Annotated in this window: 23 protein-coding genes; 18 read left to right on the top strand and 5 right to left on the bottom strand. The window is 53.4% G+C overall.

From position 1 onward, the window contains the following. From F0Q32_RS12575 to F0Q32_RS12510, 14 genes are all read left to right on the top strand, one after another. Positions 1-570, top strand: a complete 570-nt coding sequence (locus tag F0Q32_RS12575) for a hypothetical protein (protein ID WP_149463332.1) — start codon at positions 1-3, stop codon at positions 568-570. Then, on the top strand, positions 567-1,925 hold the full coding sequence (locus F0Q32_RS12570) for an acyl-CoA synthetase (protein ID WP_149463456.1): 1,359 nt from the start codon (positions 567-569) through the stop codon (positions 1,923-1,925). Before F0Q32_RS12575 ends, F0Q32_RS12570 begins: the two co-directional genes overlap by 4 nt. Further along, entirely contained in the window at positions 1,912-2,265 is a 354-nt protein-coding gene (locus tag F0Q32_RS12565) for a hydroxymyristoyl-ACP dehydratase (protein WP_149463455.1), read from the top strand. The genes F0Q32_RS12570 and F0Q32_RS12565 overlap by 14 nt, the downstream gene beginning before the upstream one ends. Beyond that, positions 2,256-3,932 (top strand): glycosyltransferase, encoded by a 1,677-nt coding sequence (locus F0Q32_RS12560; RefSeq protein ID WP_149463331.1) that lies wholly within the window; start codon positions 2,256-2,258, stop codon positions 3,930-3,932. Before F0Q32_RS12565 ends, F0Q32_RS12560 begins: the two co-directional genes overlap by 10 nt. A gap of 3 nt (positions 3,933-3,935) precedes the next feature. After that, positions 3,936-4,358, top strand: a complete 423-nt coding sequence (locus F0Q32_RS12555) for a thioesterase family protein (RefSeq protein WP_149463330.1) — start codon at positions 3,936-3,938, stop codon at positions 4,356-4,358. After that, positions 4,355-4,960, top strand: coding sequence for an outer membrane lipoprotein carrier protein LolA (locus F0Q32_RS12550; RefSeq protein WP_149463329.1), 606 nt, complete (start codon positions 4,355-4,357; stop codon positions 4,958-4,960). The genes F0Q32_RS12555 and F0Q32_RS12550 overlap by 4 nt, the downstream gene beginning before the upstream one ends. Further along, positions 4,929-7,250 carry an MMPL family transporter gene (locus tag F0Q32_RS12545; protein WP_149463328.1) on the top strand — a complete coding sequence of 774 codons (2,322 nt, stop codon included), beginning with the start codon at positions 4,929-4,931 and terminating at the stop codon, positions 7,248-7,250. Before F0Q32_RS12550 ends, F0Q32_RS12545 begins: the two co-directional genes overlap by 32 nt. Further along, positions 7,250-7,825, top strand: a complete 576-nt coding sequence (locus F0Q32_RS12540) for a DUF3261 domain-containing protein (protein ID WP_188016860.1) — start codon at positions 7,250-7,252, stop codon at positions 7,823-7,825. The genes F0Q32_RS12545 and F0Q32_RS12540 overlap by 1 nt, the downstream gene beginning before the upstream one ends. Before the next feature lies 1 nt (position 7,826). Beyond that, complete coding sequence (locus F0Q32_RS12535) at positions 7,827-8,981, top strand: beta-ketoacyl-[acyl-carrier-protein] synthase family protein (protein WP_149463326.1); 1,155 nt, start codon at positions 7,827-7,829, stop codon at positions 8,979-8,981. Then, positions 8,978-9,454 carry a 3-hydroxy-fatty acyl-ACP dehydratase gene (locus tag F0Q32_RS12530; RefSeq protein WP_149463325.1) on the top strand — a complete coding sequence of 159 codons (477 nt, stop codon included), beginning with the start codon at positions 8,978-8,980 and terminating at the stop codon, positions 9,452-9,454. The genes F0Q32_RS12535 and F0Q32_RS12530 overlap by 4 nt, the downstream gene beginning before the upstream one ends. Then, entirely contained in the window at positions 9,451-10,182 is a 732-nt protein-coding gene (locus F0Q32_RS12525; RefSeq protein WP_149463324.1) for a 3-ketoacyl-ACP reductase FabG2, read from the top strand. The genes F0Q32_RS12530 and F0Q32_RS12525 overlap by 4 nt, the downstream gene beginning before the upstream one ends. Further along, complete coding sequence (locus F0Q32_RS12520; protein WP_149463323.1) at positions 10,179-11,408, top strand: beta-ketoacyl-ACP synthase; 1,230 nt, start codon at positions 10,179-10,181, stop codon at positions 11,406-11,408. Before F0Q32_RS12525 ends, F0Q32_RS12520 begins: the two co-directional genes overlap by 4 nt. Positions 11,409-11,410: 2 nt before the next feature. Continuing rightward, positions 11,411-11,935: a 4'-phosphopantetheinyl transferase AcpT gene (gene acpT, locus F0Q32_RS12515; RefSeq protein WP_149463322.1), complete on the top strand. Its 525-nt coding sequence runs from the start codon at positions 11,411-11,413 to the stop codon at positions 11,933-11,935. A gap of 263 nt (positions 11,936-12,198) precedes the next feature. Further along, a complete protein-coding gene (locus F0Q32_RS12510; protein WP_149463321.1) occupies positions 12,199-12,666 on the top strand; it encodes a DUF1398 family protein in 468 nt (155 codons plus the stop codon). A gap of 257 nt (positions 12,667-12,923) precedes the next feature. On the opposite strand, the gene F0Q32_RS12505 is transcribed toward F0Q32_RS12510, so the two are convergent. Both F0Q32_RS12505 and F0Q32_RS12500 read right to left on the bottom strand, forming a co-directional pair. Next, positions 12,924-13,952 (bottom strand): alpha/beta hydrolase, encoded by a 1,029-nt coding sequence (locus tag F0Q32_RS12505; protein WP_149463320.1) that lies wholly within the window; start codon positions 13,950-13,952, stop codon positions 12,924-12,926. Positions 13,953-13,955: 3 nt separating this feature from the next. Then, complete coding sequence (locus tag F0Q32_RS12500; RefSeq protein ID WP_149463319.1) at positions 13,956-15,125, bottom strand: MFS transporter; 1,170 nt, start codon at positions 15,123-15,125, stop codon at positions 13,956-13,958. A gap of 188 nt (positions 15,126-15,313) precedes the next feature. On the opposite strand from F0Q32_RS12500, the gene F0Q32_RS12495 reads away from it, so the two are divergent. The 4 genes from F0Q32_RS12495 to F0Q32_RS12480 all read left to right on the top strand — a co-directional run bounded on the left by F0Q32_RS12495 (position 15,314) and on the right by F0Q32_RS12480 (position 21,291). After that, the gene (locus tag F0Q32_RS12495; RefSeq protein ID WP_149463318.1) at positions 15,314-16,207 is read left to right on the top strand and encodes a LysR family transcriptional regulator; all 894 of its coding nucleotides are present in this window, start codon (positions 15,314-15,316) and stop codon (positions 16,205-16,207) included. 190 nt (positions 16,208-16,397) lie between these two features. Beyond that, positions 16,398-18,602 (top strand): ferric-rhodotorulic acid/ferric-coprogen receptor FhuE, encoded by a 2,205-nt coding sequence (gene fhuE / locus F0Q32_RS12490; RefSeq protein ID WP_149463317.1) that lies wholly within the window; start codon positions 16,398-16,400, stop codon positions 18,600-18,602. Positions 18,603-18,720: 118 nt separating this feature from the next. Further along, positions 18,721-20,289 (top strand): FAD-NAD(P)-binding protein, encoded by a 1,569-nt coding sequence (locus tag F0Q32_RS12485; protein ID WP_149463316.1) that lies wholly within the window; start codon positions 18,721-18,723, stop codon positions 20,287-20,289. Positions 20,290-20,679: 390 nt separating this feature from the next. Continuing rightward, the gene (locus F0Q32_RS12480; RefSeq protein WP_149463315.1) at positions 20,680-21,291 is read left to right on the top strand and encodes a LuxR C-terminal-related transcriptional regulator; all 612 of its coding nucleotides are present in this window, start codon (positions 20,680-20,682) and stop codon (positions 21,289-21,291) included. Positions 21,292-21,294: 3 nt separating this feature from the next. On the opposite strand, the gene F0Q32_RS12475 is transcribed toward F0Q32_RS12480, so the two are convergent. The 3 genes from F0Q32_RS12475 to F0Q32_RS12465 are packed head-to-tail and all read right to left on the bottom strand — an operon-like array spanning position 21,295 to position 26,127. Beyond that, on the bottom strand, positions 21,295-21,978 hold the full coding sequence (locus tag F0Q32_RS12475) for a molecular chaperone (RefSeq protein ID WP_149463314.1): 684 nt from the start codon (positions 21,976-21,978) through the stop codon (positions 21,295-21,297). 8 nt (positions 21,979-21,986) lie between these two features. Next, a complete protein-coding gene (locus tag F0Q32_RS12470; RefSeq protein WP_149463313.1) occupies positions 21,987-23,600 on the bottom strand; it encodes a fimbrial protein in 1,614 nt (537 codons plus the stop codon). Then, positions 23,590-26,127 carry a TcfC E-set like domain-containing protein gene (locus F0Q32_RS12465; RefSeq protein WP_149463312.1) on the bottom strand — a complete coding sequence of 846 codons (2,538 nt, stop codon included), beginning with the start codon at positions 26,125-26,127 and terminating at the stop codon, positions 23,590-23,592. Before F0Q32_RS12465 ends, F0Q32_RS12470 begins: the two co-directional genes overlap by 11 nt.

The raw sequence follows: 26,127 nt of genomic DNA, 5'->3' as shown, positions 1-26,127 counted from the left end.
GTGCGTTTACCGCTCCTCAAGATAATCACCGCGTGTGTGCTGCTGGCCTGGCCATTTTTGGTCTGGTTTGGCCTGGCGCATAACGGCCTGCAATGGCTGCTGCCCACGCTGGCGGTCGTTCTGCTGCTTCGTCTGCGTCAGGCGCAGGACAACGCCGGGCCGATGCGCCGGGTGATGCAAAGCGTCGCACTAGCCGGGCTGGCGCTCTGTCTTGCCAGCGCGCTGCTGGGAACGCATCAGTTGTTGCTCTACTGGCCTGTGGCGGTCAATGGCATCATGCTCGCACTGTTTGGCAGTTCGCTGTTTGGCGCGATGCCGCTGCTTGAACGGCTGGCGCGCCTGCAATATCCGCAACTCTCCGCGCAGGGTGTGCGCTACACGCGACGCGTGACGCAAATCTGGTGCGGCTTTTTTATTCTCAATGGTAGCGTTGCCCTGATCACCGCGCGGATCGGCGATATGGCGCTATGGAGCGCGTGGAACGGGATGATCGCCTACCTGCTGATGGGGGCGCTCATGGCTGGTGAATGGCTGGTGCGCCGCCGGGTGATGAAGCGAGAAACCGCATGAACGCGCCGCGCCCGTTATCCTGCTGGCTGAGTACCGAACGTCCCGATACCACGCCCGTCGCCTGGTCAGGCGAGCGCCTCTGGAGGCTGGGCCAACTGCGTAACGACGTGGCCACGCACTGCGCGTGGCTGCAAACGCAGAAGGGCCAGCGCTGGGCGCTGTGTCTGGAAGAGAGCTATCTGTTTCTTGTCGCCCTGCTGGCGACGCTGCATGCCGGAAAAACGCCGGTGCTGCCAGGTCACGCTCGCCCTTTGCAGCTTGAGGAACAACGTGCGTTATTCGACGGCGTCTTAAGCGATGGACCTCTGAGCTGGGATGGCCCTTTACACATCATCAATACCCACGCCCGTGAAGATGCTCAACCGCTTCCCGCGATCCCCGATGGCGCCGGGCTGGAACTGTTTACCTCCGGCTCCACCGGGCAGCCCAAACGCATTCATAAAAGTCTGTCGGTGCTGGATGCGGAATCCGCCCTGCTGACCGCGCGCTTCGCCGGGCGGCTGGCCGATTGCCGGGTGGTTGCTTCCGTCTCGCCGCAGCATCTCTACGGCCTGACCTTCCGTATTTTTCTGCCGATGTCATTGGGCCTGCCGCTGCATGCCGACACCCTTGCCTGGCCTGAACAGCTGGCTGCGCTCGATACGCGTTCGCGTTACCTGTTTATCAGCAGCCCGGCGTTTCTGAAGCATCTGGATACGCGGCTGACGGCCCCTGACGTCGCCATGGTGTTAACCGCGGGCGGCATGCTGCACTGGCGCGACGCGCAACACGCGCTCCTCTGGCTGCACATCTGGCCCGACGAAATCTATGGCAGCAGCGAGACGGGTGTCCTCGCATGGCGGCAACGCAGCATGGACGATACCCCCTGGCAGCCCTTCCCCGGCGTGACGTTCACGGCAGAGAATGATAATTGGCGTGTGACATCACCGCTGATTGCCGAGCCTGGTGGTCTGGTGCTGGAAGACGCGCTGCGCTTCACGGCGAATAACCACTTTCATCTGCTTGGGCGGCGCGGGCGTGTAGTGAAAATCGCCGAAAAACGGATTTCGCTGGCCGAAGTTGAGCAGCGCGTGTTGTCGCTGGCGGGCGTGCGCGATGCTGCAGCCATACTGATTACGCGCGGCACGCGCCAGAGCATTGGTGTACTGCTGGTGCTTGATGATGCTATGCGCCAGGCCTGGCAGCGCGCGAGCCGAAAACAGGAGCTGGCGTGGCGTCAGGCGCTGCGCCCCTGGCTGGAGTCCGTCGCACTTCCCCGTTACTGGCGCGTGGTGGATGCTATTCCGACAAACACAATGAATAAGCGCATCGATGCGCAATTACAGGAGTGCTTTCATGACCATGTCGCCCGATGAAATTTCCTGCCAGCATACGGGCGAGGACGAGGCGGAGATTGTCCTGCACCTGCCCGCCACGCTGTTCTGGTTTAAGGGGCACTTTGCCGTCCAGCCACTGCTGCCGGGCGTCGCACAGCTGGAGTGGGTCATGCACTATGCCAGCCGTTTACTGACGCCTGACTATCGCTTTCACAGCATTCAAAATGTGAAGTTCCAGGCGCCGCTACTGCCGGAAAACCGCATCACCTTAACGCTGACCTGGCAGGCGTCGCGCCAGATACTCGCCTTCCGCTACCAGCGCCACGACGGCGATGCGCGCCACACCACCAGCAGCGGGAAAATCCGTTTATGCCGTTAACCTTCACGCCCTGCGTGGTGATCCCCTGCTACAACCACGGCGCGATGATGGCGCGGGTGCTGGCGCGTCTTGCGCCGTTTGCCCTGCCCATTATCCTCGTCGACGATGGCAGCGACGACGCGACCCGGTGCGAATTACACACGCTTGCCGAGAATCACCCCAGCGTCACGCTCATTCGCCAGCCGCAAAATGCGGGGAAAGGCGCAGCGGTGATCCGCGGGCTGGAAGAGGCAGCGCGCGCAGGTTTCAGCCATGCGGTTCAGGTCGATGCTGACGGTCAGCACGCGATTGAAGATATCCCGGCGCTGCTTGCGCTTTCGCAGCAACATCCCGAGGCGCTGATTTCGGGTCAGCCGATTTACGATGACTCCATCCCCCGCTCGCGCCTGTATGGCCGCTGGATAACCCACGTCTGGGTGTGGATTGAAACGCTGTCGTTGCAGCTTAAAGACAGCATGTGCGGTTTTCGCGTTTATCCGATTACGCCGACGCTGCAACTGGCACAGCGTGTGCCGCTCGGCAAGCGAATGGATTTCGACACCGAAGTGATGGTGCGTCTCTACTGGCAAGGTCATCGCAGCTATTTTCTGCCAACGCGCGTCACCTACCCGCAGGATGGGCTTTCCCATTTCGATGCGTTGAAAGACAACGTGCGCATCTCATGGATGCACACCCGACTTTTCTTCGGCATGCTGCCGCGTATTCCGTCGCTGCTGTTTCGCCGTCGCAATGTGCACTGGGCAGAGCAAAAAGAGGTAAAGGGATTATGGGGCATGCGCCTGATGCTGCGTGTGTGGCAACGGTTGGGGCGTGGCGCATTTTCACTGCTGCTGAAACCGGTGGTCGCAGTGTACTGGCTGATTGCAGGGGCTGAACGACGCGCCTCGCAGCAGTGGCTCTCACGCGTACATCAACAGCAGCCGAACGCGAAGCCACTGAGCAGCTATCGCCACTTTCTGCGCTTTGGCGAGGCGATGCTCGATAAAGTCGCCAGCTGGCGCGGGGAGCTGCGTTTTGGCCACGAGGTGGTGTTTGCCCCCGGCGCGGAAGCGGCGCTGGCAATGCATGAACCGCGCGGCAAATTGCTACTGGCATCGCATCTTGGCGATGTGGAAGCCTGTCGGGCGCTGGCGCAGCGCGAAGAAGGCCGGGTGATCAACGCGCTGGTGTTCAGTGAAAACGCCCAGCGATTTAAGAAGATCATGCAGGAAATGGCGCCGCAGGCCGGGCTGAACCTGATGCCGGTCACCGATATCGGCCCGGATACCGCCATGCTGCTGAAAGAGAAACTGGATCGCGGCGAATGGGTGGCGATCGTCGGCGATCGCATTGCCGTTAACCGTCAGCGCGGCGGCGACTGGCGCGTTATCTGGAGCCGCTTTATGGGCCAGCCCGCGCCGTTCCCGCAGGGGCCGTTTATTCTCGCCGCGCTGCTGCGCTGCCCGACCTTACTGATTTTCGCACTGAAACAGCAGGGCCAATTACACATTCATTGCGAACCGTTCGCCGACCCGTTGCTGCTGCCGCGCGCAGAGCGCCAGGCGGCGCTTCAGCAGGCAGTAGACCGCTATGCACAGCGGCTGGAGCATTATGCGCTTCTGGCGCCGCTGGACTGGTTTAACTTTTTTGATTTCTGGCGGCTGCCCGACGCAGCCAATAAGGAGTAAAGGGTGCTTAACGATCCCCGCTTTACCACTGAGGTTGAACTCACCATCCCGTTTCATGACGTCGATGCGATGGGCGTGGTGTGGCACGGCAACTATTTCCGTTATTTCGAAATCGCCCGCGAAGCGCTACTCAACCAGTTCGACTACGGCTATCGCCAGATGAAAGCGTCAGGCTATGTCTGGCCAGTGGTGGATACGCGCGTCAAATATCGCGATGCCCTGACCTTCGAGCAGCGTATCCGCGTGCGAGCGCATCTGGAAGAGTATGAAAATCGACTGCGCATTGCCTACCAGATTTTCGACGCCGAAAGCGGCAAGCGCACCACCACCGGCTACACCATCCAGGTGGCGGTTGAGGAAGCCAGCAAAGAGATGTGCTTCGTCAGCCCGGCTATCCTTTTTGAACGTATGGGAGTCGCGCCATGAAACTCCTGCCGCTTATTTTCCTGTTGATTGCGCCGTGGGTACACGCCGTGACGCTGGACACCCTGCAACAGCGTTTTACCGAACAGCCGATTGTGCGCGCCCACTTCGAGCAAACCCGCACCATTAAAACGATGCCGCAGCCGCTGCGTTCTCAGGGCGAGATGCTGATTGCGCGTGACAACGGCTTACTGTGGGATCAGAAAACGCCGTTCCCGATGCAGCTGATGCTTACCGACACCCGCATGGTACAGCAGGTTAACGGCCAGCCGCCGCAGGTGATCACCGCCGACAATAACCCGCAGATGTTTCAGCTTAATCATCTGCTGCGCGCCTTATTCCAGGCCGATCGCCGCGTGCTGGAACAAAACTTCCGCATCAACCTTCAGGACAAAGGTGATAACCGCTGGGCGCTGCGCCTGACGCCCATCACCTCGCCGCTGGATAAGATTTTTGCCTCTATCGACCTGAGCGGGCAGCAGTTTCTCGACACTATCCAGTTGAATGATCAACAGGGTGACCGCACCGATATCGCCCTCTCACAACACCGCCTGACGCCAGCCACCCTGACCCATGACGAACAACAACGTTTTAGCGCCCAATAACGCCCGCCGTCCGGCGCTGATCTGGGCTGTTTTTTGCCTGATATTGCTGGGCACGCTGCTGGCACTGTTACCCGGCGCGAGGATGAATAGCAGCGTGCTGGCGATGCTGCCAAAGCAGGCGTTAGGTGATATTCCACCCGCGCTGAATGATGGTTTTATCTCACGCCTTGATAAGCAAATGATGTGGCTGGTTAGCCCTGGTAAAACGCCCGATCCCCACGTCGCGCAGGCGTGGTTCGATCAACTGAAAAGCACCCCGGCGCTGGCGCAGGTAAAAGGGCCGATGGATGCCAAAAGCCAGCAGGATTGGGGCACATTTTACTGGCAGCACCGCAACGGCATGGTCGACAGCGCCACCCGCGCTCGCCTGCAAAACGGCGGCGAGGCACAGGCGCAGTGGGTCCTCTCGCAGCTCTACTCCGCCTTTTCCGGCGTCAGCGGCAAAGAACTGCAAAACGATCCCTTCATGCTGACGCGCGGTTCCCAACTGGCGTTAATGCAAAACAGCCAGCGCTTACGCCTGATGGACGGCTGGCTGGCCACGCAGGATAAAGACGGTAACTACTGGTATCTGTTACACGGGGAGCTGCAAAGCGACGCGTTTGATATGCAGCAAACCCATCAACTGGTGCAGGAACTGACCGCCGCCGAAGCCCGGCTTAAAACACGCTTCCCGCAGGCGCAGGTGTTATCGCGCGGCACGGTGTTGTACAGCGATTACGCCAGCCAGCAGGCGAAACGCGATATCTCCACGCTCGGCGCGGCAACGGTATTCGGCGTGCTGCTGCTGATTGTGCTGGTGTTCCGCTCGCTGCGTCCGCTGCTGTTGAGCCTGCTCTCCATCGGCATTGGCGCACTGGCGGGTACCACGGTGACGCTACTGTTGTTTGGCGAACTGCATCTGATGACGCTGGTGATGAGCATGAGCATTATCGGCATCTCCGCCGATTACACACTCTATTATCTGACCGAACGGATGGTGCACGGCGCGGAGAACTCGCCGTGGCAGAGTCTCGCCAAAGTACGAAACGCGCTGCTGCTGGCATTGCTGACCACAGTTGTCGCCTATCTGATTATGATGCTGGCCCCGTTTCCGGGTATTCGCCAGATGGCAATCTTTGCCGCCGTGGGGCTGAGCGCGTCCTGCCTGACGGTGGTGTTCTGGCATCCGTGGCTGTGCCGCGGGCTGCCGGTGCGCCCGGTGCCGATGCTCGGCCTGCTGCTGCGCTGGCTCGCCCTGTGGCGACGCAATAACGCCCTGATTTACGGCCTGCCCGCCGCGCTGACCGTGGTTTCGCTGATCGGCCTTTCCACACTTCACGTTAACGATGATATCGCCCAGTTGCAGGCGCTGCCGCCGCATCTGCTGGAACAGGAAAAGCAGATCACGCAGCTCACCGGGCAGAACGTCGATCAGAAATGGTTTGTGGTTTACGGTGACTCGCCAGAGCAGACGCTGACGCGTATGGAGGCGTTTACCGCGCATCTGGATACCGCTCGCCAGCAAGGCTTACTCGCCCGTTATCGCACGATTCCGCTCAATTCACAGGCGCGTCAGGCGCAGGATTTGGCGCTGCTCAACCACGCTGCGCCGGCAATCGGCCAGGCACTGTTACAGGCGGGACTGCATGACGTGAAACCCGACCTTCGCGCGATGCCGGTGAACGTATCCGACTGGCTGGCAAGCCCTGTCAGTGAAGGCTGGCGGTTGATGTGGCTGACGCTGCCGCACGGCATAAGTGGCGTGCTTATTCCCGTGGACGGCGTGAAAGATAGCGCGGCGTTAAAGGCGCTGGCGGAACACCACACCGGCGTCGCCTGGGTTGACAGAAAACAGAGTTTCGATGCGCTGTTCGCGCTATACCGCACTGTATTAACGGTGCTGCTTGGCGTGGCGCTGGCGGCTATCGCGATTGGCGCAGTCGTACGAATGGGCTGGCGAAAGGGGTTAATCAGTTTGGTTCCGTCCCTGCTCTCGCTGGGCTGCGGGCTGGCGGCGCTCTCCTTGAGCGGGCACAGCGTCAACCTCTTCTCACTGCTGGCGCTGGTGCTGGTATTGGGTATCGGCATTAACTACACCCTGTTCTTCAGCAACCCGCGCGGCACGCCACTGACGTCGCTGCTCGCCATCACGCTTGCAATGATGACCACCTTGTTGACCCTGGGCATGCTGGTCTTCAGCAGCACCCAGGCCATTAGCAGTTTTGGGATTGTCCTGGTCTGCGGTATCTTCACTGCCTGGCTACTGTCGCCGCTGGCGATGCCAACGAAAAAAAGAGAAAAACGATGATGATACGCAACGCCTGGCGCGCCCTTGCGCTGGCAACCGCGCTACTGCTTGCGGGCTGTAGCCACGATCATGATAGCACACGCCCCACCGCCTGGCTGCAACCGGGCGCGCGCGTGACGCTGCCTGAAGCGGGCATGTCGCCCGCTTTTACGTCGCAGCAGCTTTTGACCGGCACCTTCAACGGCAAAACCCAATCATTAATGGTGATGCTGGATGCCGATGAACACAAAATTACCCTCGCCGGGCTATCGTCGCTGGGGATCCGTCTTTTCCTGCTGACCTATGATGAAAAAGGCCTGCGCACGGAACAAAACATCGTCGTACCGCAATTGCCGCCCGCAAGCCAGGTGCTGGCTGATGTGATGCTCAGCTATCTGCCGATTAGCGCGTGGCAGCCGCAGTTGCCGAAAGGCTGGACGCTCACCGATGCGGGCGACAAACGCGCGCTGCGTAACGCCCGTGGCGAAACGGTAACCGAGATAACCTACCTGACGCGCAAAGGCAAACGCGAGCCGGTCAGCATTGAGCAGCACGCCTTCAAATACTACATCACCATTCAATACCTGGATGACTGATATGATTTATATCTCTGCCGTGGGCATGATTAACGCGCTGGGTAACAACGCGCTTGAGGTCGCCACGAACCTGACGCGCGGCATCGCGCCCGGAATGCGTGCCCGCGCAGGCTGGTTGCAGGGCAATTCAGATGCCGTTTTTGGCGGCGTTGAGGCGGAACTGCCCGTCATTCCGGACACCTTTGCCGAACATCACAGCCGCAATAATCAGCTCCTGCTGGCGGCGCTGGCGCAAATCCAGCCGCAGGTGGATGACGCGATTGCCCGCTATGGGCGCGAGCGCGTTGCCGTGGTGATGGGCACCAGCACCTCCGGGCTGGACGAAGGCGATAAACATGTCAGCCAGCAACATCCCCGGTGGCACTACGCACAGCAGGAACTGGGCGACCCATCGCGATTTCTCAGCCACTGGCTGGCGCTCGACGGCCCGGCATTTACCCTCTCCACCGCCTGCTCATCCAGTGCGCGCGCCATTATTAGCGGTCGCCGTCTGATTGAAGCGGGTTTAGCGGATGTGGCGATTGTTGGCGGAGCGGACACCTTGAGCCGGATGCCGATCAACGGCTTCAACAGCCTGGAGTCGCTCTCACCCTCACGCTGCCAGCCATTTGGTCGCGATCGCAGCGGCATTACCATCGGTGAAGGCGCGGGGCTGATGCTGCTGACCCGCGAGCCGCAGCCAATCGCGCTGCTGGGCGTCGGCGAATCGAGCGATGCGTGGCATATGTCAGCTCCGCATCCGGAAGGTGAAGGCGCAATTCGCGCAATTCTTCAGGCGCTGAAAGAGGCCGACCTCGCGCCGCAGGACGTGGGCTACATCAATATGCACGGCACCGCCACACCGCTGAATGACAAAATTGAATCGCAGGTGGTGAATCATATCTTCGGTGATACCGTTCCCTGTAGCTCCACAAAACATCTTACCGGACATACGTTAGGCGCGGCGGGTATCACCGAAGCAGGTATTGCCATGTTGATTTTGCAGCATAACCTGCCGCTGCCACCGCAGGACTTCAGCCAAATGCCCGTCGATGACACGCTGCTGCCCTGCGGCCTGCTTCACACCGCCGCACCGCTGGCGCGCCCGGTGATTCTTTCCAACTCTTTCGCCTTTGGCGGTAACAACACCAGTATTTTGTTAGGACGACACCCATGAGCCACTACTTACCGCCAGCGGACTATTTGCCGCACGACGCGCCGATGCTGCTGCTTGAGCAGGTTTCCGCCGTCGGCGAAAACGATGTGCAGTGCCGGGTGACGGTTAATTCTGCGGGCGTGCTGGGGCCGTTTCTTGATGCGTCGGGCAATCTGCCCGGCTGGTACGCGCTGGAGCTGATGGCGCAGACGGTCGGCGTCTGGTCCGGCTGGCACCGTCAGGATGATGGCGAGCAACAACTGACGCTGGGCATGGTCCTCGGCGCGCGTGAACTGGTGTGCGCGGCGGGTTCTTTTCCGGCACACGCCACGCTGGATATTCACGCTCACCTGCTGATGCGCGACAGCCGTTTCGGCAGTTTTGAATGCACAATAATGATTAATAACACCGTGGTCGCCACGGGCCGCGTCAACACATTCCAGCCGTCGACCGAAGAGTTAACGTCGCTGTTTCAGCAGGGAGAAAGCGCATGAGTCGTTCCGTTCTGGTTACCGGCGCCAGCAAAGGTATTGGCCGGGCTATTGCCCTTCAGCTGGCCGCTGATGGCTTTACCCTTGGTGTTCACTATCATCAGGATGAACCCGGCGCGCGCGAAACGCTGGTCGCCATTGAGCAGGCTGGCGGCAAAGGACGTTTACTACGCTTTGATGTGGGCGATCGCGCCCAGTGCTTAGCGGTGCTGGAAGAGGATATGGCCGAGAACGGCGCGTGGTACGGCGTGGTGAGCAACGCCGGAATTACCCGCGACGGCGCATTCCCGGCGCTGAGCGAAGAAGACTGGGATTCGGTCATTCACACTAACCTCGACAGCTTCTACAACGTGATTCACCCCTGCATCATGCCCATGATAAGCGCGCGCAAAGGCGGGCGAATTATCACGCTGTCATCCGTTTCCGGCATGATGGGTAACCGAGGGCAGGTGAACTACAGCGCCGCCAAAGCGGGGATCATCGGGGCCACCAAAGCGTTGGCAATTGAACTCGCCAAGCGCAAAATCACCGTCAACTGTATCGCCCCTGGGTTGATTGACACCGGAATGATTGCAATGGAAGAGGCCGCGCTGAAAGATGCCATGGCGATGATCCCAATGAAACGCATGGGTCAGGCCGAAGAGGTCGCCGGGCTGGCGAGTTATTTAATGTCGGACATCGCGGGCTACGTCACCCGGCAGGTGATTTCGATCAACGGAGGCATGTTATGACACGTCGTGTCGTGATCACGGGCATGGGCGGCGTCACCGCTTTCGGCGAAAACTGGCAGGACGTATCGCGCGGCCTGTTGGATTATGAAAACGCCGTGCGGCATATGCCGGAGTGGCAGGTCTACGCTGGCCTGCATACCCTACTGGGCGCGCCCATCGATGACTTCACGCTGCCCGCTCACTACACCCGCAAGCGCATCCGCGCCATGGGTCGCGTGTCGTTGCTTTCTACCCGCGCCACTGAACTGGCGCTGGAGCAGGCCGGGCTGATTGACGACCCGGTTCTGACCAACGGCCAGACCGGTATCGCCTATGGTTCATCGACCGGCAGCACCGGCCCGGTGAGCGAATTCGCCACCATGCTGACCGAAAAGCATACCAATAATATTACCGGCACCACTTACGTACAGATGATGCCGCACACCACGGCGGTGAATACCGGGCTGTTTTTCGGCCTGCGCGGGCGGGTCATTCCCACCTCCAGCGCCTGCACTTCCGGTAGCCAGGCGATTGGCTACGCCTGGGAAGCGATTCGCCACGGCTATCAAACCGTGATGGTCGCGGGCGGCGCAGAAGAACTCTGCCCCTCGGAAGCCGCCGTTTTCGATACGCTCTTTGCCACCAGCCAGCGTAACGATCAGCCGAAAACCACGCCCTCGCCGTTCGACCAGACGCGTGACGGGCTGGTGATTGGCGAAGGCGCCGGTACGCTGATTCTGGAAGAACTGGAACACGCGAAGGCGCGTGGCGCGACCATCTACGGCGAAATCGTCGGCTTCGCCACCAACTGCGATGCCGCGCATATCACCCAACCGCAGCGCGATACGATGCAAATTTGCATGGAGCAGGCGTTGCAGATGGCGGGTATTGGCGCTCAGCAGATTGGCTATATCTCCGCACACGGTACGGCCACCGATCGCGGCGATCTGGCGGAAAGCCAGGCGACGGCGGCGATCTTCGGTGATACCACGCCGATCTCCTCGCTGAAAAGTTATTTCGGCCATACGCTGGGAGCCTGCGGCGCACTGGAGGCGTGGATGAGCTTACAGATGATGCGCGAAGGCTGGTTCGCACCGACCATTAACCTGACACAGCCCGATGAAGCCTGCGGCGCGCTGGATTACATCATGGGCGAAGCGCGTCACATTGACTGCGAATATCTGCAAAGCAATAACTTCGCTTTCGGCGGGATCAACACCTCGCTGGTCATCAAGCGCTGGGCATAAGCATGTATCGCCTGCTGCGCGGAAAGGTATCGGACTACATCGACGCTCAGGCTGCGGGACGCGCTCTGCTTGAACGGGCGATTTTCCCCGCCGTGCTGCCAGAGATTACTCGCAACCCTAACGGCAAACCCGGCTTTGCTCGTGGGTATCCGCTGTGGTTTAACATCAGCCACAGCGGCGATGACATTGTGCTGCTGCTGAGCGACGAGGGCGAGGTGGGTTGCGATATTGAAGTCATACGCCCGCGTAAAAATAGCCAGCGTATTGTTGAATCGGTATTCAGCCCCGGTGAACAGGCGCAGATTGCAGCGGCGGAAGATAAGCTCGTCGCGTTCTGGCAAATCTGGACGCGCAAAGAGGCGATGCTTAAACAGGCAGGCAGCCAGATCTGGCGCATCGCCGATTTCGACAGTTGCTTGCCCACACCACTGTTTTTAGCCCAACTCCGTTGGTCTGAAAATCGAATTGTGACGCTGTGTACCCCAACGCCCTTTTCAGCGCAGGAAAACGATTTCATTGTTAAATAATAACGTGAATATCACTCTGATAAATAATACACCACTAAAGTATTATCATAATATTCGATGATATATAGTACCTAAATTAGATCAAAAATCGATCATATGTATTAATGATGTTGATATATTCCATCAAGAATATGAATTAAAGAAACAAAGCGGAAACATGAAATTTGGTATAGTCATTTTTTGTGATAGAGATAACACAAATTTCAATTGTCTATGGATTCGTTTTGCCCGTATAGTGGCTCTCTGTTAGAAGATAGTTACCTTTGCTTACTTTAATTAGCATTATTGTAACTATTGCAATCATTATTATTGAGGCACAGATTATTTTACGCACTCTATTTTCTGAGGCTCGAACGCAGATAACGCTGCATGAACTGATCAAAGAACTCGAAAAACAGAACATCGTTTTCTACGTTCATTTCGTCTCTACCGGGAACGTCAATCTGGTCGATAACGACGGTTGTATTCGTATTATAGAAGGCGAGTACAGCCTCAAACGCGTCAATCTGCGGGCCAATGAAGACCTCATTCGCGCAGCGTCACGCCGCCATTTCGCAGGTGAAATAGGCTATGAAGAGTATTGTTCTCTGGTGGCCAGCGCCGGGGTATATAAGTGGATTGTCGATATAAAACAGATGACGCGAAAATATGTCGGCTTATCTGACAAAGTGATTTTCTGCGAAGAGATAACGCCCGTTATTAGTAATGAACGCGTATGGCGTTATAATTAACCGCGTGATTATCGTAGGGGCAACCACATCCAGAGCCCATGCAAGATAAGCCAAATACCCGCACACGATAACGTAATTAACGAAACCATTTTCATTGAACCTCCCTGGCTCATTTCCATCGCAACTTTCCTTTTTTGCGCCAGACGATAAGGGATAAATATAAAAATCGCCTGATAAAAATGTCATCAGGCGATATTCTATAACAAATAATGCACATCAGGATATACGTAATAATAATTACGGATAACGCTGAGGATTTACTTCAGATTGGTTTTAAAGAATGCCGTCAGTTTGTTGAAGGGAATGAGATCGGTACGATCGTAGAGATCAACATGCCCGGCGTTCGGCACGATATACAGTTCTTTCGGCTGCCAGGCGCGTTGATAGGCATCTTCACTAAACTCCTTAGAATGCGCGCGATCGCCGGCGATAAACAGCATGGGTCGTGGCGAAATTGTCTCGATATCATTGAACGGATAAAAATTCATAAATTTACCAATACTGCTCAGCATGGGTTTGGTCGTCAGCGCTTCTTTCTCGCCTTTCGGCGTATAGCCGCCGCGTGACGTACGGTAGAAATCAAAGAATTCGCGCTGTATTTCCGGCGTGGAGTCATCCAGCTCGTTCACGGTGCCAGGAATATAAGCAGTATCACCGCCTTTGTACTCGGCAAAGCGCTGCTCAATGGCCGTCTTAATCAACGCTTCGCGCTGTTCAACGGTCTGCGAATGCTTCAGGCCATTACGAAACGCGGCGCCCATGTCGTACATGCTGACGGTCGCTATCGCTTTCATACGCGGGTCGATTTTAGCTGCGCTGATCACAAAACTACCGCTACCGCAGATACCCAGTACGCCAATATTTTCCGCGTCCACCCACGGCTGCGTGCTGAGGTAATCAACAGCCGCGCTGAAATCATCGGCGTAGATTTCCGGCGAAATCATATGGCCCGGTTTGCCCTCGCTCTCGCCCCAGAAAGAGAGATCAATGGCCAGCGTAACGAAGCCCTGCTCCGCCAGTTTTTGCGCGTAGAGGTTTGAACTCTGTTCTTTTACCGCGCCCATCGGATGCCCAACGATAATCGCCGGATGCTTCGTGTTTTTATCCAGCCCCTCAGGCATAAACAGATTGCCCACCACGTTCATTTGATACTGGTTTTTAAAGCTGACGCGCTGCTGGGTCACGCTGTCGCTTTTGTAGAAATTGTCCGCTCCGCGTGACATATCCGCAGCGGAAGAGGCAAATGCGCTAATCAGTAAGCCCAACGCCAGTGTGACGTTTTTCATAGGTTAACTCCTGAGTGTGTGTTTACGTGAGGTTGTGAAAGTGATGACCGACGCGCAGAGCAAAACGCCAGCGCTCAGTACAAAGGTGCTGTGCCAGCCGTGATGGTCGTACATCAGGCCACCCAGCGTGGATCCCAGGGCAATAGAAAGCTGAATGATGGCGACCATCACGCCGCCGCCGGCTTCCGCGTCATGGGGTAGCGTCCGCGCGAGCCACGTCCACCAGCCTGTCGGAGCTGCGGTTGCGACCAGCCCCCAGCCGCCCAACAGGGGCGCGACTAACCAAAGCTGATGACCAAAAATCACCAGTGCGATAGCCATCGCTGCCATAAACAGTGGAATGAGAATTAGCGTGCGATAAATACCCTGTTTCAGCAGGCGACCCACTATCAGCGTGCCAATAAATCCCATCACACCGATGATCAGCAGAACGGCAGACAAGGCCGTTCCCCTCACCTGCGTGATGCCTTCAAGAAAAGGACGCACGTAGGTGAAGAGCGTGAACTGGCCCATAAAAAAGAGGCCGCAAGCAAGAAGCCCCACTGCCACAACAGGACGTGCGAAGAGAGGAAGCACCCTGCTGCGCTGTTGGCTGTATTGCATAGCTGGCAGGCTAAACCATTGCCAGATGAAAGCGGCAATCGCGACAGGCACCAGACAGAAAAATGCGCCCCGCCAGCCCATCACGTCGCCGAGATAACTCCCAAGCGGCGCGGCAATCACCGTCGCCAGCGCGTTACCCCCGTTGAAAATGGCTAATGCGCGAGGCACCTGCGATTCAGGAACCAGACGGATAGCCGTCGCTGCCGACATGGACCAGAAGCCGCCAATGGCAATACCAATCAGCGCACGCCCCACCATATAAACAACATAATTCGCGGCCATGGCGATCATCGCGCCTGAGAATGCCATCAGCGCAGTCATGCCAAGCAGCAGATATCGGCGATCCAGCCCAGCGGTGAGCCGCGAGAGCGTCAGGCTGGTGATGACCGCCAGCGCCCCGGAAATGGCAATGCCCTGGCCCGCCAGGCCTTCCGTCACGCCTAAATCAGCCGCGATGGGCGATAACAAACTGACCGGCATAAATTCGGAGGCAATTAATACAAAAACACACAGCGTCATGGCATAAATGCCGCCCCAATGGGCGCGTTGAACTTCAGCCTGCAAAGCCATTATGTTTTATCTCCTGTTTTACCGGCTGTTTTCAGGCAAGCCGGGGCCGCACGTTATTCGCAGGAATAACGTCATTAAATTGGCGGGAATATTCGTTGCTGAAAATTTTACACGGCAGGCGTAGGATAACTAGCTAATGAATACTTAATAGGCTTATAAGCCATACTTATTAATCGGGCATTCCGACCATGAAACGTAACCTGAACGATCTGCTGTATTTTGTGACCGTTGCCCGCGAAGGAAGCTTCACCCGCGCAGCGGCGCTGTTGGGCGTCACGCAGCCAGCGATCAGTCAGGCGATTTCTGCACTGGAAGCGCGGATGCAGATTCGCCTGCTCACCCGCACCACCCGCAGCGTGTCGCCCACGGCGGCGGGTGAGCGGTTGATGGCATCAGTCGGTACGCGCATTGATGAAATCGAAGCCGAACTGGATATGTTGACCGAACTGCGCGACAAACCGGCAGGCACCGTACGCATTACCTGCGGGCCCAACGTCCTGCGTACCACGCTTTTACCAAAGCTCACGCCGCTGCTGCGCGAATATCCGGACATTCACGTTGAGTTTGATGCCAACCACGGCTTTCGCGACATCGTGGCGGATCGCTTCGATGCAGGCGTGCGTCTGGGCGATACCATCGACCAGGATATGATTGCAGTGCCGATTGGCCCGAAACTGCGCATGGCGGCGGTCGCCTCACCGGACTACTTTGCCCGTCATCCCGTGCCCACCACGCCCCACGAGTTAACGCAGCATCAGTGTATTAATCAGCGCATGGTTAAATCCGGCGGGCTGTATGTGTGGGATTTCGACCAGGACGGCGGGGATTTAAATGTGCGCGTCAGCGGGCAGCTCACCTTTAACACCTCAGAACATATCGTTGATGCGGCGCTGGCCGGTTTTGGTATCGCTTTCCTGCCTGAAGAAGAGTTTGGAACACACATTGCCGAAGGTCGCCTGATTCGCATACTCGAACCCTGGTGTATGCCTTTCCCCGGTTACTATCTTTACTATCCCAGCCGTAAACAGCCCTCTCCGGCATTTTCCCTGGTGGTCGACGCGCTACGTAATAAACATCCCTGACGTTCTGCAGGCTGTTCCCCTTATGTGAAAGCGGTTCCATAAAATCCGCTTACATCCATTTACATCTAAAACACTAATGCGTATATTTCTCATTCGCATTTTTATGCTCATTGATTACTTAAAAATACAGATCCCGGCGCGGCTATGTACCGCTGTCGGGCAATCCCGCAAACACACTTAAGGGTTTATCATGTCTTTCACTTATCAGATCCGGGAAACGCGTCGCCCGCTCGGATGTTCCCCTTCTTTGCTCGCCCTCTCCGTGGCGATGGCGTTTACGCCTGCGCTATCATTTGCCGCCGCTGCGAACAGCGATGACACCATTGTGGTGGAAGAGAGCACCACGCCGGGTGACGAAGGTCAGGACCAGGATTACAGCGTTAAAACCACCACCACCGGCACCAAAATGCTGCTGGTGCAGCGCGATATCCCGCAGTCGGTCAGCGTTATCAGCCAGCAGCGAATGAAAGATCAGGAGCTGAATTCGATTGAAGAAGTGCTGGATAACACCACCGGCGTGAGCGTTTCCCGTATCGACAGCCATCGCACCAATATCTTCTCGCGCGGTTTCTTCGTCAGTAACTTTGCCTTCGACGATATGCCAACGTTCCTCGACGATCGCTGGAATTTTGGCGACACAGCGGGCGATACGGCGATTTTTGAGAGCATCGAGGTCGTGCGTGGCGCTGCCGGTTTGATGAGTGGCACGGGCAACCCATCGGCGTACGTCAACATGGTGCGTAAGCACGCCGATAGCCGTGAGTTTAAAGGCTCGGCTTCCGCAACCTACGGTAGCTGGGATAAACAACGTTATGTGCTGGATTTACAAGCCCCACTGACTGAGTCCGGTGACGTGCGTGGCCGCGTGATTGCCGGGTATCAGGACAACGACAGCTGGCTTGAGCGCAACCACTACCGCAAAAAATTCATCACCGGCGTCGTGGATGCCGATATCACTGACTCCACCACCCTCTCGCTGGCCTACGATTACCAGGAGAGCGAAGAAGACAGCCCAACCTGGGGCGGTTTCCCTTCCCTGTGGAGCGACGGCAGCCGCACCGATTTCCGCCGCGAATTCAATACCGCCGCCGACTGGACCTACTCTAATCAGGATACCTCGCGCGTCTTCGCTAACCTGACCCAGCGTTTCGACAACGGCTGGGAGGCGAAAGTGAACGCCATGCACGCGGAAACCAATTTTGACAGCCGCCTGATGTATATCGACGGCTTCCCGGATAAAAATACCGGCCTGTATAACGGCGCACTGTACCAGGGGGCGTGGGGCGGCTGGAACCGCGGCGAGCGTAAACAGGACTCCGTGGACGCCTTTGTGCGCGGTGGTTATGAACTGTTTGGCCGCCAGCACCAGATAATGTTCGGCGGCAGCTACAGCCGTCAGCGCAACAACTACGACAACTCGTATCCGGTTACCGATAACTACGGGTTGATGGATGTCGGCAATATTCACAACTATGACGGCAAACTGGCGTATCCGGAGTGGTCTGACTGGGCACTCTATCAGCGAGATATCATCCGCCAGAAATCGCTCTACACCGCGACGCGTCTCTCGCTGGCCGACCCGCTGAATCTGATCCTCGGCGTGCGCTGGACAGAATGGAGCGCCCATTACAATCTGGAGCGCAAACCGGACGAAACCCGCGACAGCAAATTCGATGACGTTACGCCGTATGCGGGCCTGGTATATGACATCAATGATGAGTGGTCGGCCTATGCCAGCTACACCTCTATTTTCCAGCCAACCAGTAAGCGTAACGCTAACAGCGAGTTCCTCGATCCAACCACCGGGAAGAGCTATGAAGCGGGCGTGAAAGGTGACTGGTTTAACACCCGCCTGACCGCGACGCTTGCCGTATTCCGTACCGAGCAGGATAAAGTTGCCGTCAGCACCGGGCAGACCATTCCTGGCTCCGGCGGCCAGACGGCGTATAAATCAGTCGATGGTACCGTGAGTAAAGGCGTGGAATTTGAAATAAACGGCGCACTGACCGACCGCTGGCAGCTCACCTTCGGCGCATCACGCTACATCGCAGAAGACGGTGACGGCGTGGCAGTGAACCCGGAGCAACCGCGCACTACGGCGAAACTGTTTACCCGCTATCAGTTGCCGATGTTGCCTGAACTTGCAGTCGGCGGCGGCGTACGCTGGCAGAATAAAACCTGGCAGGATATTGCCGGGCCGAACGGCGATATGCGCATTAAACAGGGTGGGTATGCGGTGGTCGATCTCTTCAGCCGTTATCAGGTCAGCAAAAACTTTGCCCTCCAGGCCAACCTGAACAACCTGTTCGATAAAGAGTATTACGACTACCTGGGCACTTACGGCGTGTACGGCGCACCGCGTAACTTCTCGGTCAGCGGCACCTATAGCTTCTGATTTCCACTAACGGCACCGCCCGGTGCCGTTTTTCCCTTTTCCGAATTTATGCTGCCGGGTCTGGCGCAATCGCCTTTTTCAACCAGACTTATCGCTGTGTTTCTCATTCAGGATAATCATGAAAAACGTAGCGATTGTCGGCGTCGGGCCGACCGGGATTTACACCTTTTATGCGCTTATTGAGCGCGGCGAACCGCTTGCAATTACGCTCTTTGAGCAGGCTGAAGAAGCAGGCGTCGGCATGCCCTATAACGATGATAATACTGCCACGCTGATGCTGGCGAATATCGCCAGCATCGAGATCCCGCCAATTTTTATCACTTATCTTGAATGGCTGCATCAACAGAGCGACAGCTACCTGGCGCGCTTTGAGATTAAACGTGAAGCACTGCATGACAGACAATTTTTGCCGCGCGTGATCCTCGGCGATTATTACCGTGACCGCTTTCTGGCGCTGGTCGAAAAAGCAGAGCGTTCAGGATTTAGCGTTTCAGTGCGTGAAGCAAGCAAAGTCACCGATCTGAAAGCCGCCGGGGATGGCGTATTGTTGTGGAGCGAAAATCGTAATACCCCGGAACCCTTTGATTATGCGGTTATCGCCACCGGACACCTGTGGCCTGAAGACGATGACTCGCCGCGTGACTTTTATCCCAGCCCGTGGACTGGCCTGATGGACGCGCGCATCGCACCATGCCGGGTGGGCATTACGGGCGCATCGTTGAGTGGTCTGGATGCGGCAATGGCCGTCGTCTCCCAGCATGGCAAATTTATTATTGAAGAGGGCAAAACTGCCTCTTTTCAACTTAATGCGCAAAGCCAGACGCTTCAGCTGACGCTAATGTCCCGCAGCGGCATTCTGCCGGAGGCTGATTTTTACTGTCCGCTGCCCTACGAGCCACTGGCGATAGTGACGGAGCTGACCATTGAAGCTGAAATCGCGAAGGGCAGTGATGGCCTGTTGAATAGAGTATTTCAGTTGATTATTGCTGAGCTGGAACAGGCTGACCCACAATGGGCTGCGCAAATAGGCTTAAAAACCCTTAATGCCGACACGCTTGCCGACGCCTGGTTTGCCGAGCGTAAAGCACACGACCCTTTTCACTGGGCAGTGGAAAATCTTGAAGAAGTGGAACGCAATAAGCGCGAGAAACACACGGTACCCTGGCGCTATACCGTTCTGCGGCTGCATGAAGTGGTGGAGCAGATTGTCCCGCATTTGAATGAAGAGGATCATCAGCGTTTTAAAAAAGGGTTAGCGCGCGTCTTTATCGACAACTATGCCGCCATTCCGTCTGAATCTATCCGCCGTCTACTGGCGCTTCGCGAAGCCGGGCTGATACATATCCGGGCACTGGGTAACGACTATGAGATGCAGGTCAACGACGGCCTGACAATCATTACCACCGATGATGCGCGTTATGAGTTTGATATGTTTATCGACGCCCGTGGCCAGAAGGCGCTAAAAACTAAAGACCTCCCCTTCCCCACACTGCGTAAACAGCTGCTGGCCTGCGGCGATAACATCCCGGATGTAGATGACGACTATACCTTACAGGCGCCGGAGAACGTGCGCGGGCGAATTGCCTTTGGCGCGTTGCCCTGGCTGATGCATGACAGACCGTTTGTGCAGGGGCTGGTAGTGTGCGCAGAAATTGGCGCGGCGATGGCGAAAGGGGTTGTTCAATAAGCATTCGGGGCGCGAACTAAATGGTAAAGAGACGAGCAAGGCGCTGGTTTTGAAGCAGGCGAAGTCGTTTACAGCGAAAACAAATAGCTATTGTGGATTTGATGAAAGGATTATATGCAGAAATGGAAATTATACTTCCGATCGCGGTAGAAACAAATTTTTATTATAATTTTTAACCATTACCTTACATCAGAGAACATTCGATTTGATGAAAAACGAATCAATTACAATCATTTGCTTAAAGATTTCTATTATTTTTATATTTACCGTAAATACCCTGTTACCGATAAACTGAGTTAAGATATTTTTCACTATAATGGTTCGCCGTGAACCGGATGCCGTATAGCACGGCCTAGTTTAAGGAAGACGTCTTGTCAAGGAGAACAAAAAATGGAAGTAACCTGTATTGGCTGTGGGCTCAACTGCAGTCATTTACCTGATATATGTAAATATGAATTACGATGTAGCTTTAAGCAACTTGTAATATGGCCAGAAAGAAATCATTATTTCAAGATAGCAATACATAATATTTTTATAGAGAAAGTCACGTGTTGCTTCATTGATGGCGTCATTGTGGTCGATTTCTCATGTATTAACATCACACATTACCTGGACGAAAACTGGATAAACGAGTTAGAAAAGATTGGCCTAAAGATTATCATTGTAGCTGAGGCATCAATGGTTGCCCTCGCTAATTACTGGTTGAATCGCTCTGAATCCATATTGTCTATTATAGAGGTTGATGATGGTATTAACACCATCATCCTAAGATTCAGAAAGTTATTAGAAGGAGGCTGGATACCAGGACGAAAACGCCCTGTATTTTCACGAAAGGAAATGACCACACTCAAACTGTTACTTCAGGGTTACTCAACCAGAGATATTGCAAAAAAGTTGAGCTGTACTGTCCGCAACGTTTATGACTCTCGATACTCACTACGCCGGAAAATAGGTGGATTAAATAATTTTAAGGACCTTTTCACTATAATTAACATACAGTAATAGCTAGTCCGTATCGAAACATCCTTTCCCAAGATGATGATAGCGTTCCTGTGCAACAATAAACTTTCTATTACTGGATTTTGCTTCCTTACCACGCCAGGTTTCGCCAGGCAACATATAGAATTGTTTTGAGCTTTCATCATCTCCATCACACCCTTTCTGGAGTATCACTCTAAAAAAGGTATTGCCGGTATTTTTTATAACCCCATTTAACTCATCAACATCATACTTTAAATCAATATTTCTTGGCCGAACGATAAGAATAGTACTCATCGAAACAACAGGAACGACGTCCATATGCTTTTGAGTCATTCGAAATGGAAACAGGGTAACAGGTGCCTCCTTGAATATAACACGATAATATCTTTCAGTGCTGTCAGACGGACCGCGATAGTATAGTTTAAAATACTCTTTTCCTTTCGGTTGCACAGTCAGTTTTAGTGGTGACCAGATAAGATCTTTACTCTCCTCCTTGACACTGGCTTCATCACCATCGCCTGGACGAGCAATTTTATAGGCAGAGATCGTATAAAAATTAGTCGCCTGGGTATCATTATAGATAGGCCTGGCCGTAAAACTCTTGCTCGAATCCATATCATAGATAATGGCATTAAAATAAACCGCAAAAGCCTGTGTTGAAACAAAAAAAACAGAACAACTAAGAAAAAAAGCAAATAAAAATCTCATCCGTATTCCTACTTATCAACACCGACCCACGTCGCAGTGACCTTCACTTCGCCACTTGCATTTACCGTACCCATCCAGTCACTTCCATCTACAGTCAGTTTTGATCGGGTATCATTCATAGGAAAGAGCAGTTTTAATGTCGTCGTGAAATAATACCCTTCATCGACATTCGCGTTCCATGCGGTTTGAACCCAATTTGCATTGGTCATATTAATAGGGTCTTCGCTACAACTGTTTCTGGCTTTAACTTCACCTCCAGACGCCGATATCCATGATAGATAAGCCGGGATGGGGACAGTCATTGAAGAATCTGAAGATGTAAAAGTACAGTACGGAATACCATTGAGTGTTGTTGAATCCCCCACTACCTGTGCAGTGATGCTGTCGGCCTGGCGTATTGCCGATGTCGTTACTTTATATTCAAAGGTAATTGGATTTTCATCACCAATCTTTCCTGATGCCGAAGGTGTTGTCGTTCCATCTGTTGATACGATACTGATCCCATATTCTTTAGGGGTAATGTTGATAAGCGTCGAGGGGGTAAATTGATAGTATCCTGATTGCGGGGTAACAGAGTTATCAAAATAGAAAGTAAATAATGAATCTTTATTAGACAAACTCGTTCCGGCCGCGAGTGCCTTTTTAAAGAAAGAGTTTGATAAAAAAACATAAACATACTCCCCAGTGGTCGTGAAAACTTTTGAGTAAGTACTCGACGAGGAATAGTTACTCCAACTGGAACCATCACCACTGTACTTTACATCGGATGATGAAGGTGAAAAACCCAGTAGGGCGGTATCAATAACCATCTGAAAATCCAGAGAGTTAGTCACATTTTTGGTCTGCTGGAGTGTATAAGAGACCATTTTACAGATAAGCCCGGTAGAACCAGCTACAACCCCCACCTGGCAAAGATCAGACCCGACATTCACACTGGGTGTGCCATCACTTGCAACCCATATTTCTGCCATTGCACCCGTACTATTAAGCGTTAGATGACCTACTTTCTCCAGGGTCATTGTGTAGTAACGCCATGTACCACCCTTCGCCAGGTCCTTACAGCGTTCACCTGCAGCATAGTCATAATCCGTATTGGAATTCATGTAGCACAGATTAAGTTCGAAAGTATCACTGGAACCGACTGACTGGCTACGGAAATACTCATAGGCAACCGGGCTTAAAGTTCCCGCACCATAACTGCCGTTTGCAGCACTACTACCTGATTTTGCATGAAAAAATCCTTCATTATCCATGACATCTGGAGAAATATACCCCGATGCAGGACAATCACTACCAGTTGTCATGCAGCGAATACCAAGAAATGGCTGAGTAATGGGTGAGTTCGTAATCCACAAGTCAAAGTAACGATTACTGTAACTCCACCCGGAGTTGCCCATATATCCCAGACTTCGCTGGTTAGTTTTATATTTAGTCCATACATTTGCGCCACTAAAACGTGGAGAAAGTGAGCCGGATGTTATGAAATACTCATTATCAATAGTATTGTCAATAAAGAGATAGGTATTGCTACCACTCCCACTGCTACTTGATGTTAATGCAATGGCTGGATTAGCCACAAACACACTAAAAAAAAGTAAAATGGTAGAGGGCTTAATAAACATATTCTACTTCTCCATTTCGTGATGCTGTTTGTTGCTGTCCTTCACATTGAATATCACCAAGCCATACAGCCCCTTTAGAGTCTTTAAGGTCAAGATCGGCTTCACAAAGGCTTCCATTCGCTTCAAGTACAGTAATCACTGGATATCTTTTATCAACATCCATAGCAAATTCACCGTTATTATCGGTTTTAGTTTTACCTATATGATTGTGAATATCCGCATTGACATAATAATGACCAGCTGGATTTTTCATCCGACCAAAAACGGTGACAAGCTGTTTTATTTCAGGTGTAATCACGCCAATATTCCCAGGGTAAAGTACAACTCGATTCCGACGCCCACTAATAATATCTACGCTATCCTCTGAATTTTTATCGTTCATGAGTTCCACCTTGTATTCAGCATACGGTGGCAGACTAATAAAATTACTTTTACCCGTAAGCGGATAATTTTGACCGTTAACCTGCGCCATCATTTTCCCCTGCTCGCGGAAATTAGTATTAATCACCAGACCAGCACTTTGCGAACCTTTCCCGGCGTAAATTGATTTTTGCGTCCAGGCGATACTGCCTTGTGAACTCAAACTGTAGTTTGCGCTGCGATCCGACGACCGGGTAACAGCAACAGTACCTGCATTATATTTCGTATCGTAAGTGACATACCCATTAGCGGCAAAATCATCTGAGCGATAGTTACCATTGTCATCATTATTTTGTTTGATACGTTTCGATAACGAGGCCCCAACCTGGGTAATCGCACTGTTTTCGAACCGTTTCCTTACGGTAGCATTTGCCAGCATATTTCCGTTCTGGCTAGAGATACCGGTACTAAACCATGTGCCAAAAGGAATCGACACATCTATATTGATATATTTCTCTCTTAGGCTCTCGTGATCGTCATATTGATAATTCTGTATACCGGTTCGTAAAGAGACGGTAGCATAACGATTAGCGAAAAGTGACTGATCATAATCTATATTGGTATAAGTGTTTTTATTGTATTTGTTATTAGTGCGGCTAACGGTAAGTGTACCAAGGAATGGTACAATTTTTCTCAAATTAGCAGTTGCCCCAATAGTGACATAATCATTTTGTTGCATAGGCAAGCGATCGCCAATTCTACTGAATTGACGTGAACCCCAAACATTACCATATCCGCCCGGGACACTTAAATTAAGAGTCGAGATGCTTTGCCAACTGCTATCTGTTGCGAGCAACATCTGTTGATTATAGCTAAATGCATTATTGAAAATCACATTAGCTTCTGTTTCGTTAATTCCATTGTTATCAAAACCGTAGAACGTTGACTTCAGATTTACACCAGATAACCAGGGTTGGCTAGTGGCGGCAGCAATACCAGCAATCCATGTGTCTTTTTTGCCGTAGTTGATATTGGTATGACGTCGGTAATCTGTTTTATTATATTCAAGACTACCGCCAAACATTTGCCAGGAAATGTTTCCTGTGACGCTCGACTTTCTTGCGAACGTTTTGTTAATGTTGGCCGTGCGCGAGCTGACTACTCTACCATTCACAACAACCTGCACATCAACATCATAGATACCAAAAGGCAAGCGAGAAGTATCAAGCTCATAGCTCCCCATCGAGAAATTTTGGATACTCAGTAGCTTTCCATTACGGTACACATGAACCTCACCTGCGGCTGGCAGGAAAACGGTCACGGGAATAAGTGCTAATGTATTATCTTCTATCTGAGAGCTACTCTTGTTCCCATAGCTTACCCCATAAATCCGGCTGGAGTTGAGGGCGCTCATACTGGCAATTGATTGTAAATTCCAGGTATCAACCATCCCCATTGCAAAGCGATGACCGGTATAATCCCGTTCATACATTGCTCGATACAGATCACTATGCTGGTTACTTGTCCCTATACCGTATACCGACCCGTTCAAGTTAACATGATGCTCGCGAAGAGAAACCGTATTATCAAGCGTCAGATAGCTACTGGCATTATCATTATCTTTATATTTATTGTAATAGCTGCCCACAGAGTAATTTAATACCGAGGACAAATGTTCTGAAGATGACTCGCCGAGCACATTCGAACGTGGCAATATCGCTGCCTGCATCGCTTCTTTGTTGACAGTAAGCTCTATATAGAAAGAACGCGTATCCAGAGTAAGTGATGCATCTTTACTGAGCCAAATCCGGTTACCATCTCCGATATTTTTGTTCTGAAGTTCTGCTATTAATGTTTTAATTTTAGGGGAAAGCTCTGTACGGTCAGGTAACTCACTTAACGTCAGTTGGTTTAATCGAAACTCGTTATCTTTGATGGTTAGTACCGCATCAGCAATTTTTTGTTGGCTGCGTTGAGTACTGTCATCACCCTCATATCGAATGAAAACGGGAACCGTCATCCCCTGATAAAGCGCATTGGCAAATACAGAAGGAATAACGTAATTACTGACTCTAACAGGAGTCATCGGGGCTGCCGAGAGGCTATGATTTAAAGAAATCATAAGCCCCAGAAGTAGAGTCCCTTTCACATACCCCAGATTATCCAT

The sequence above is a fragment of the Pseudocitrobacter sp. 73 genome, assembly GCF_008369545.1.
In the GTDB taxonomy this organism is placed as follows: domain Bacteria; phylum Pseudomonadota; class Gammaproteobacteria; order Enterobacterales; family Enterobacteriaceae; genus Pseudocitrobacter; species Pseudocitrobacter vendiensis.
This window is presented reverse-complemented; position numbering and strand designations above follow the sequence as displayed.

Bases quoted from the DNA above. Each gene is read 5' to 3' on its own strand.
- F0Q32_RS12570 (WP_149463456.1), top strand. From the start codon at position 567: ATGAACGCGCCGCGCCCGTTATCCTGCTGGCTGAGTACCGAACGTCCC.
- F0Q32_RS12565 (WP_149463455.1), top strand. From the start codon at position 1,912: ATGTCGCCCGATGAAATTTCCTGCCAGCATACGGGCGAGGACGAGGCG.
- F0Q32_RS12560 (WP_149463331.1), top strand. From the start codon at position 2,256: ATGCCGTTAACCTTCACGCCCTGCGTGGTGATCCCCTGCTACAACCAC.
- F0Q32_RS12550 (WP_149463329.1), top strand. From the start codon at position 4,355: ATGAAACTCCTGCCGCTTATTTTCCTGTTGATTGCGCCGTGGGTACAC.
- F0Q32_RS12545 (WP_149463328.1), top strand. From the start codon at position 4,929: ATGACGAACAACAACGTTTTAGCGCCCAATAACGCCCGCCGTCCGGCG.
- F0Q32_RS12540 (WP_188016860.1), top strand. From the start codon at position 7,250: ATGATACGCAACGCCTGGCGCGCCCTTGCGCTGGCAACCGCGCTACTG.
- F0Q32_RS12535 (WP_149463326.1), top strand. From the start codon at position 7,827: ATGATTTATATCTCTGCCGTGGGCATGATTAACGCGCTGGGTAACAAC.
- F0Q32_RS12530 (WP_149463325.1), top strand. From the start codon at position 8,978: ATGAGCCACTACTTACCGCCAGCGGACTATTTGCCGCACGACGCGCCG.
- F0Q32_RS12525 (WP_149463324.1), top strand. From the start codon at position 9,451: ATGAGTCGTTCCGTTCTGGTTACCGGCGCCAGCAAAGGTATTGGCCGG.
- F0Q32_RS12520 (WP_149463323.1), top strand. From the start codon at position 10,179: ATGACACGTCGTGTCGTGATCACGGGCATGGGCGGCGTCACCGCTTTC.
- acpT (WP_149463322.1), top strand. From the start codon at position 11,411: ATGTATCGCCTGCTGCGCGGAAAGGTATCGGACTACATCGACGCTCAG.
- F0Q32_RS12505 (WP_149463320.1), bottom strand. From the start codon at position 13,952: ATGAAAAACGTCACACTGGCGTTGGGCTTACTGATTAGCGCATTTGCC.
- F0Q32_RS12500 (WP_149463319.1), bottom strand. From the start codon at position 15,125: ATGGCTTTGCAGGCTGAAGTTCAACGCGCCCATTGGGGCGGCATTTAT.
- F0Q32_RS12495 (WP_149463318.1), top strand. From the start codon at position 15,314: ATGAAACGTAACCTGAACGATCTGCTGTATTTTGTGACCGTTGCCCGC.
- fhuE (WP_149463317.1), top strand. From the start codon at position 16,398: ATGTCTTTCACTTATCAGATCCGGGAAACGCGTCGCCCGCTCGGATGT.
- F0Q32_RS12485 (WP_149463316.1), top strand. From the start codon at position 18,721: ATGAAAAACGTAGCGATTGTCGGCGTCGGGCCGACCGGGATTTACACC.
- F0Q32_RS12480 (WP_149463315.1), top strand. From the start codon at position 20,680: ATGGAAGTAACCTGTATTGGCTGTGGGCTCAACTGCAGTCATTTACCT.
- F0Q32_RS12475 (WP_149463314.1), bottom strand. From the start codon at position 21,978: ATGAGATTTTTATTTGCTTTTTTTCTTAGTTGTTCTGTTTTTTTTGTT.
- F0Q32_RS12470 (WP_149463313.1), bottom strand. From the start codon at position 23,600: ATGTTTATTAAGCCCTCTACCATTTTACTTTTTTTTAGTGTGTTTGTG.
- F0Q32_RS12465 (WP_149463312.1), bottom strand. From the start codon at position 26,127: ATGGATAATCTGGGGTATGTGAAAGGGACTCTACTTCTGGGGCTTATG.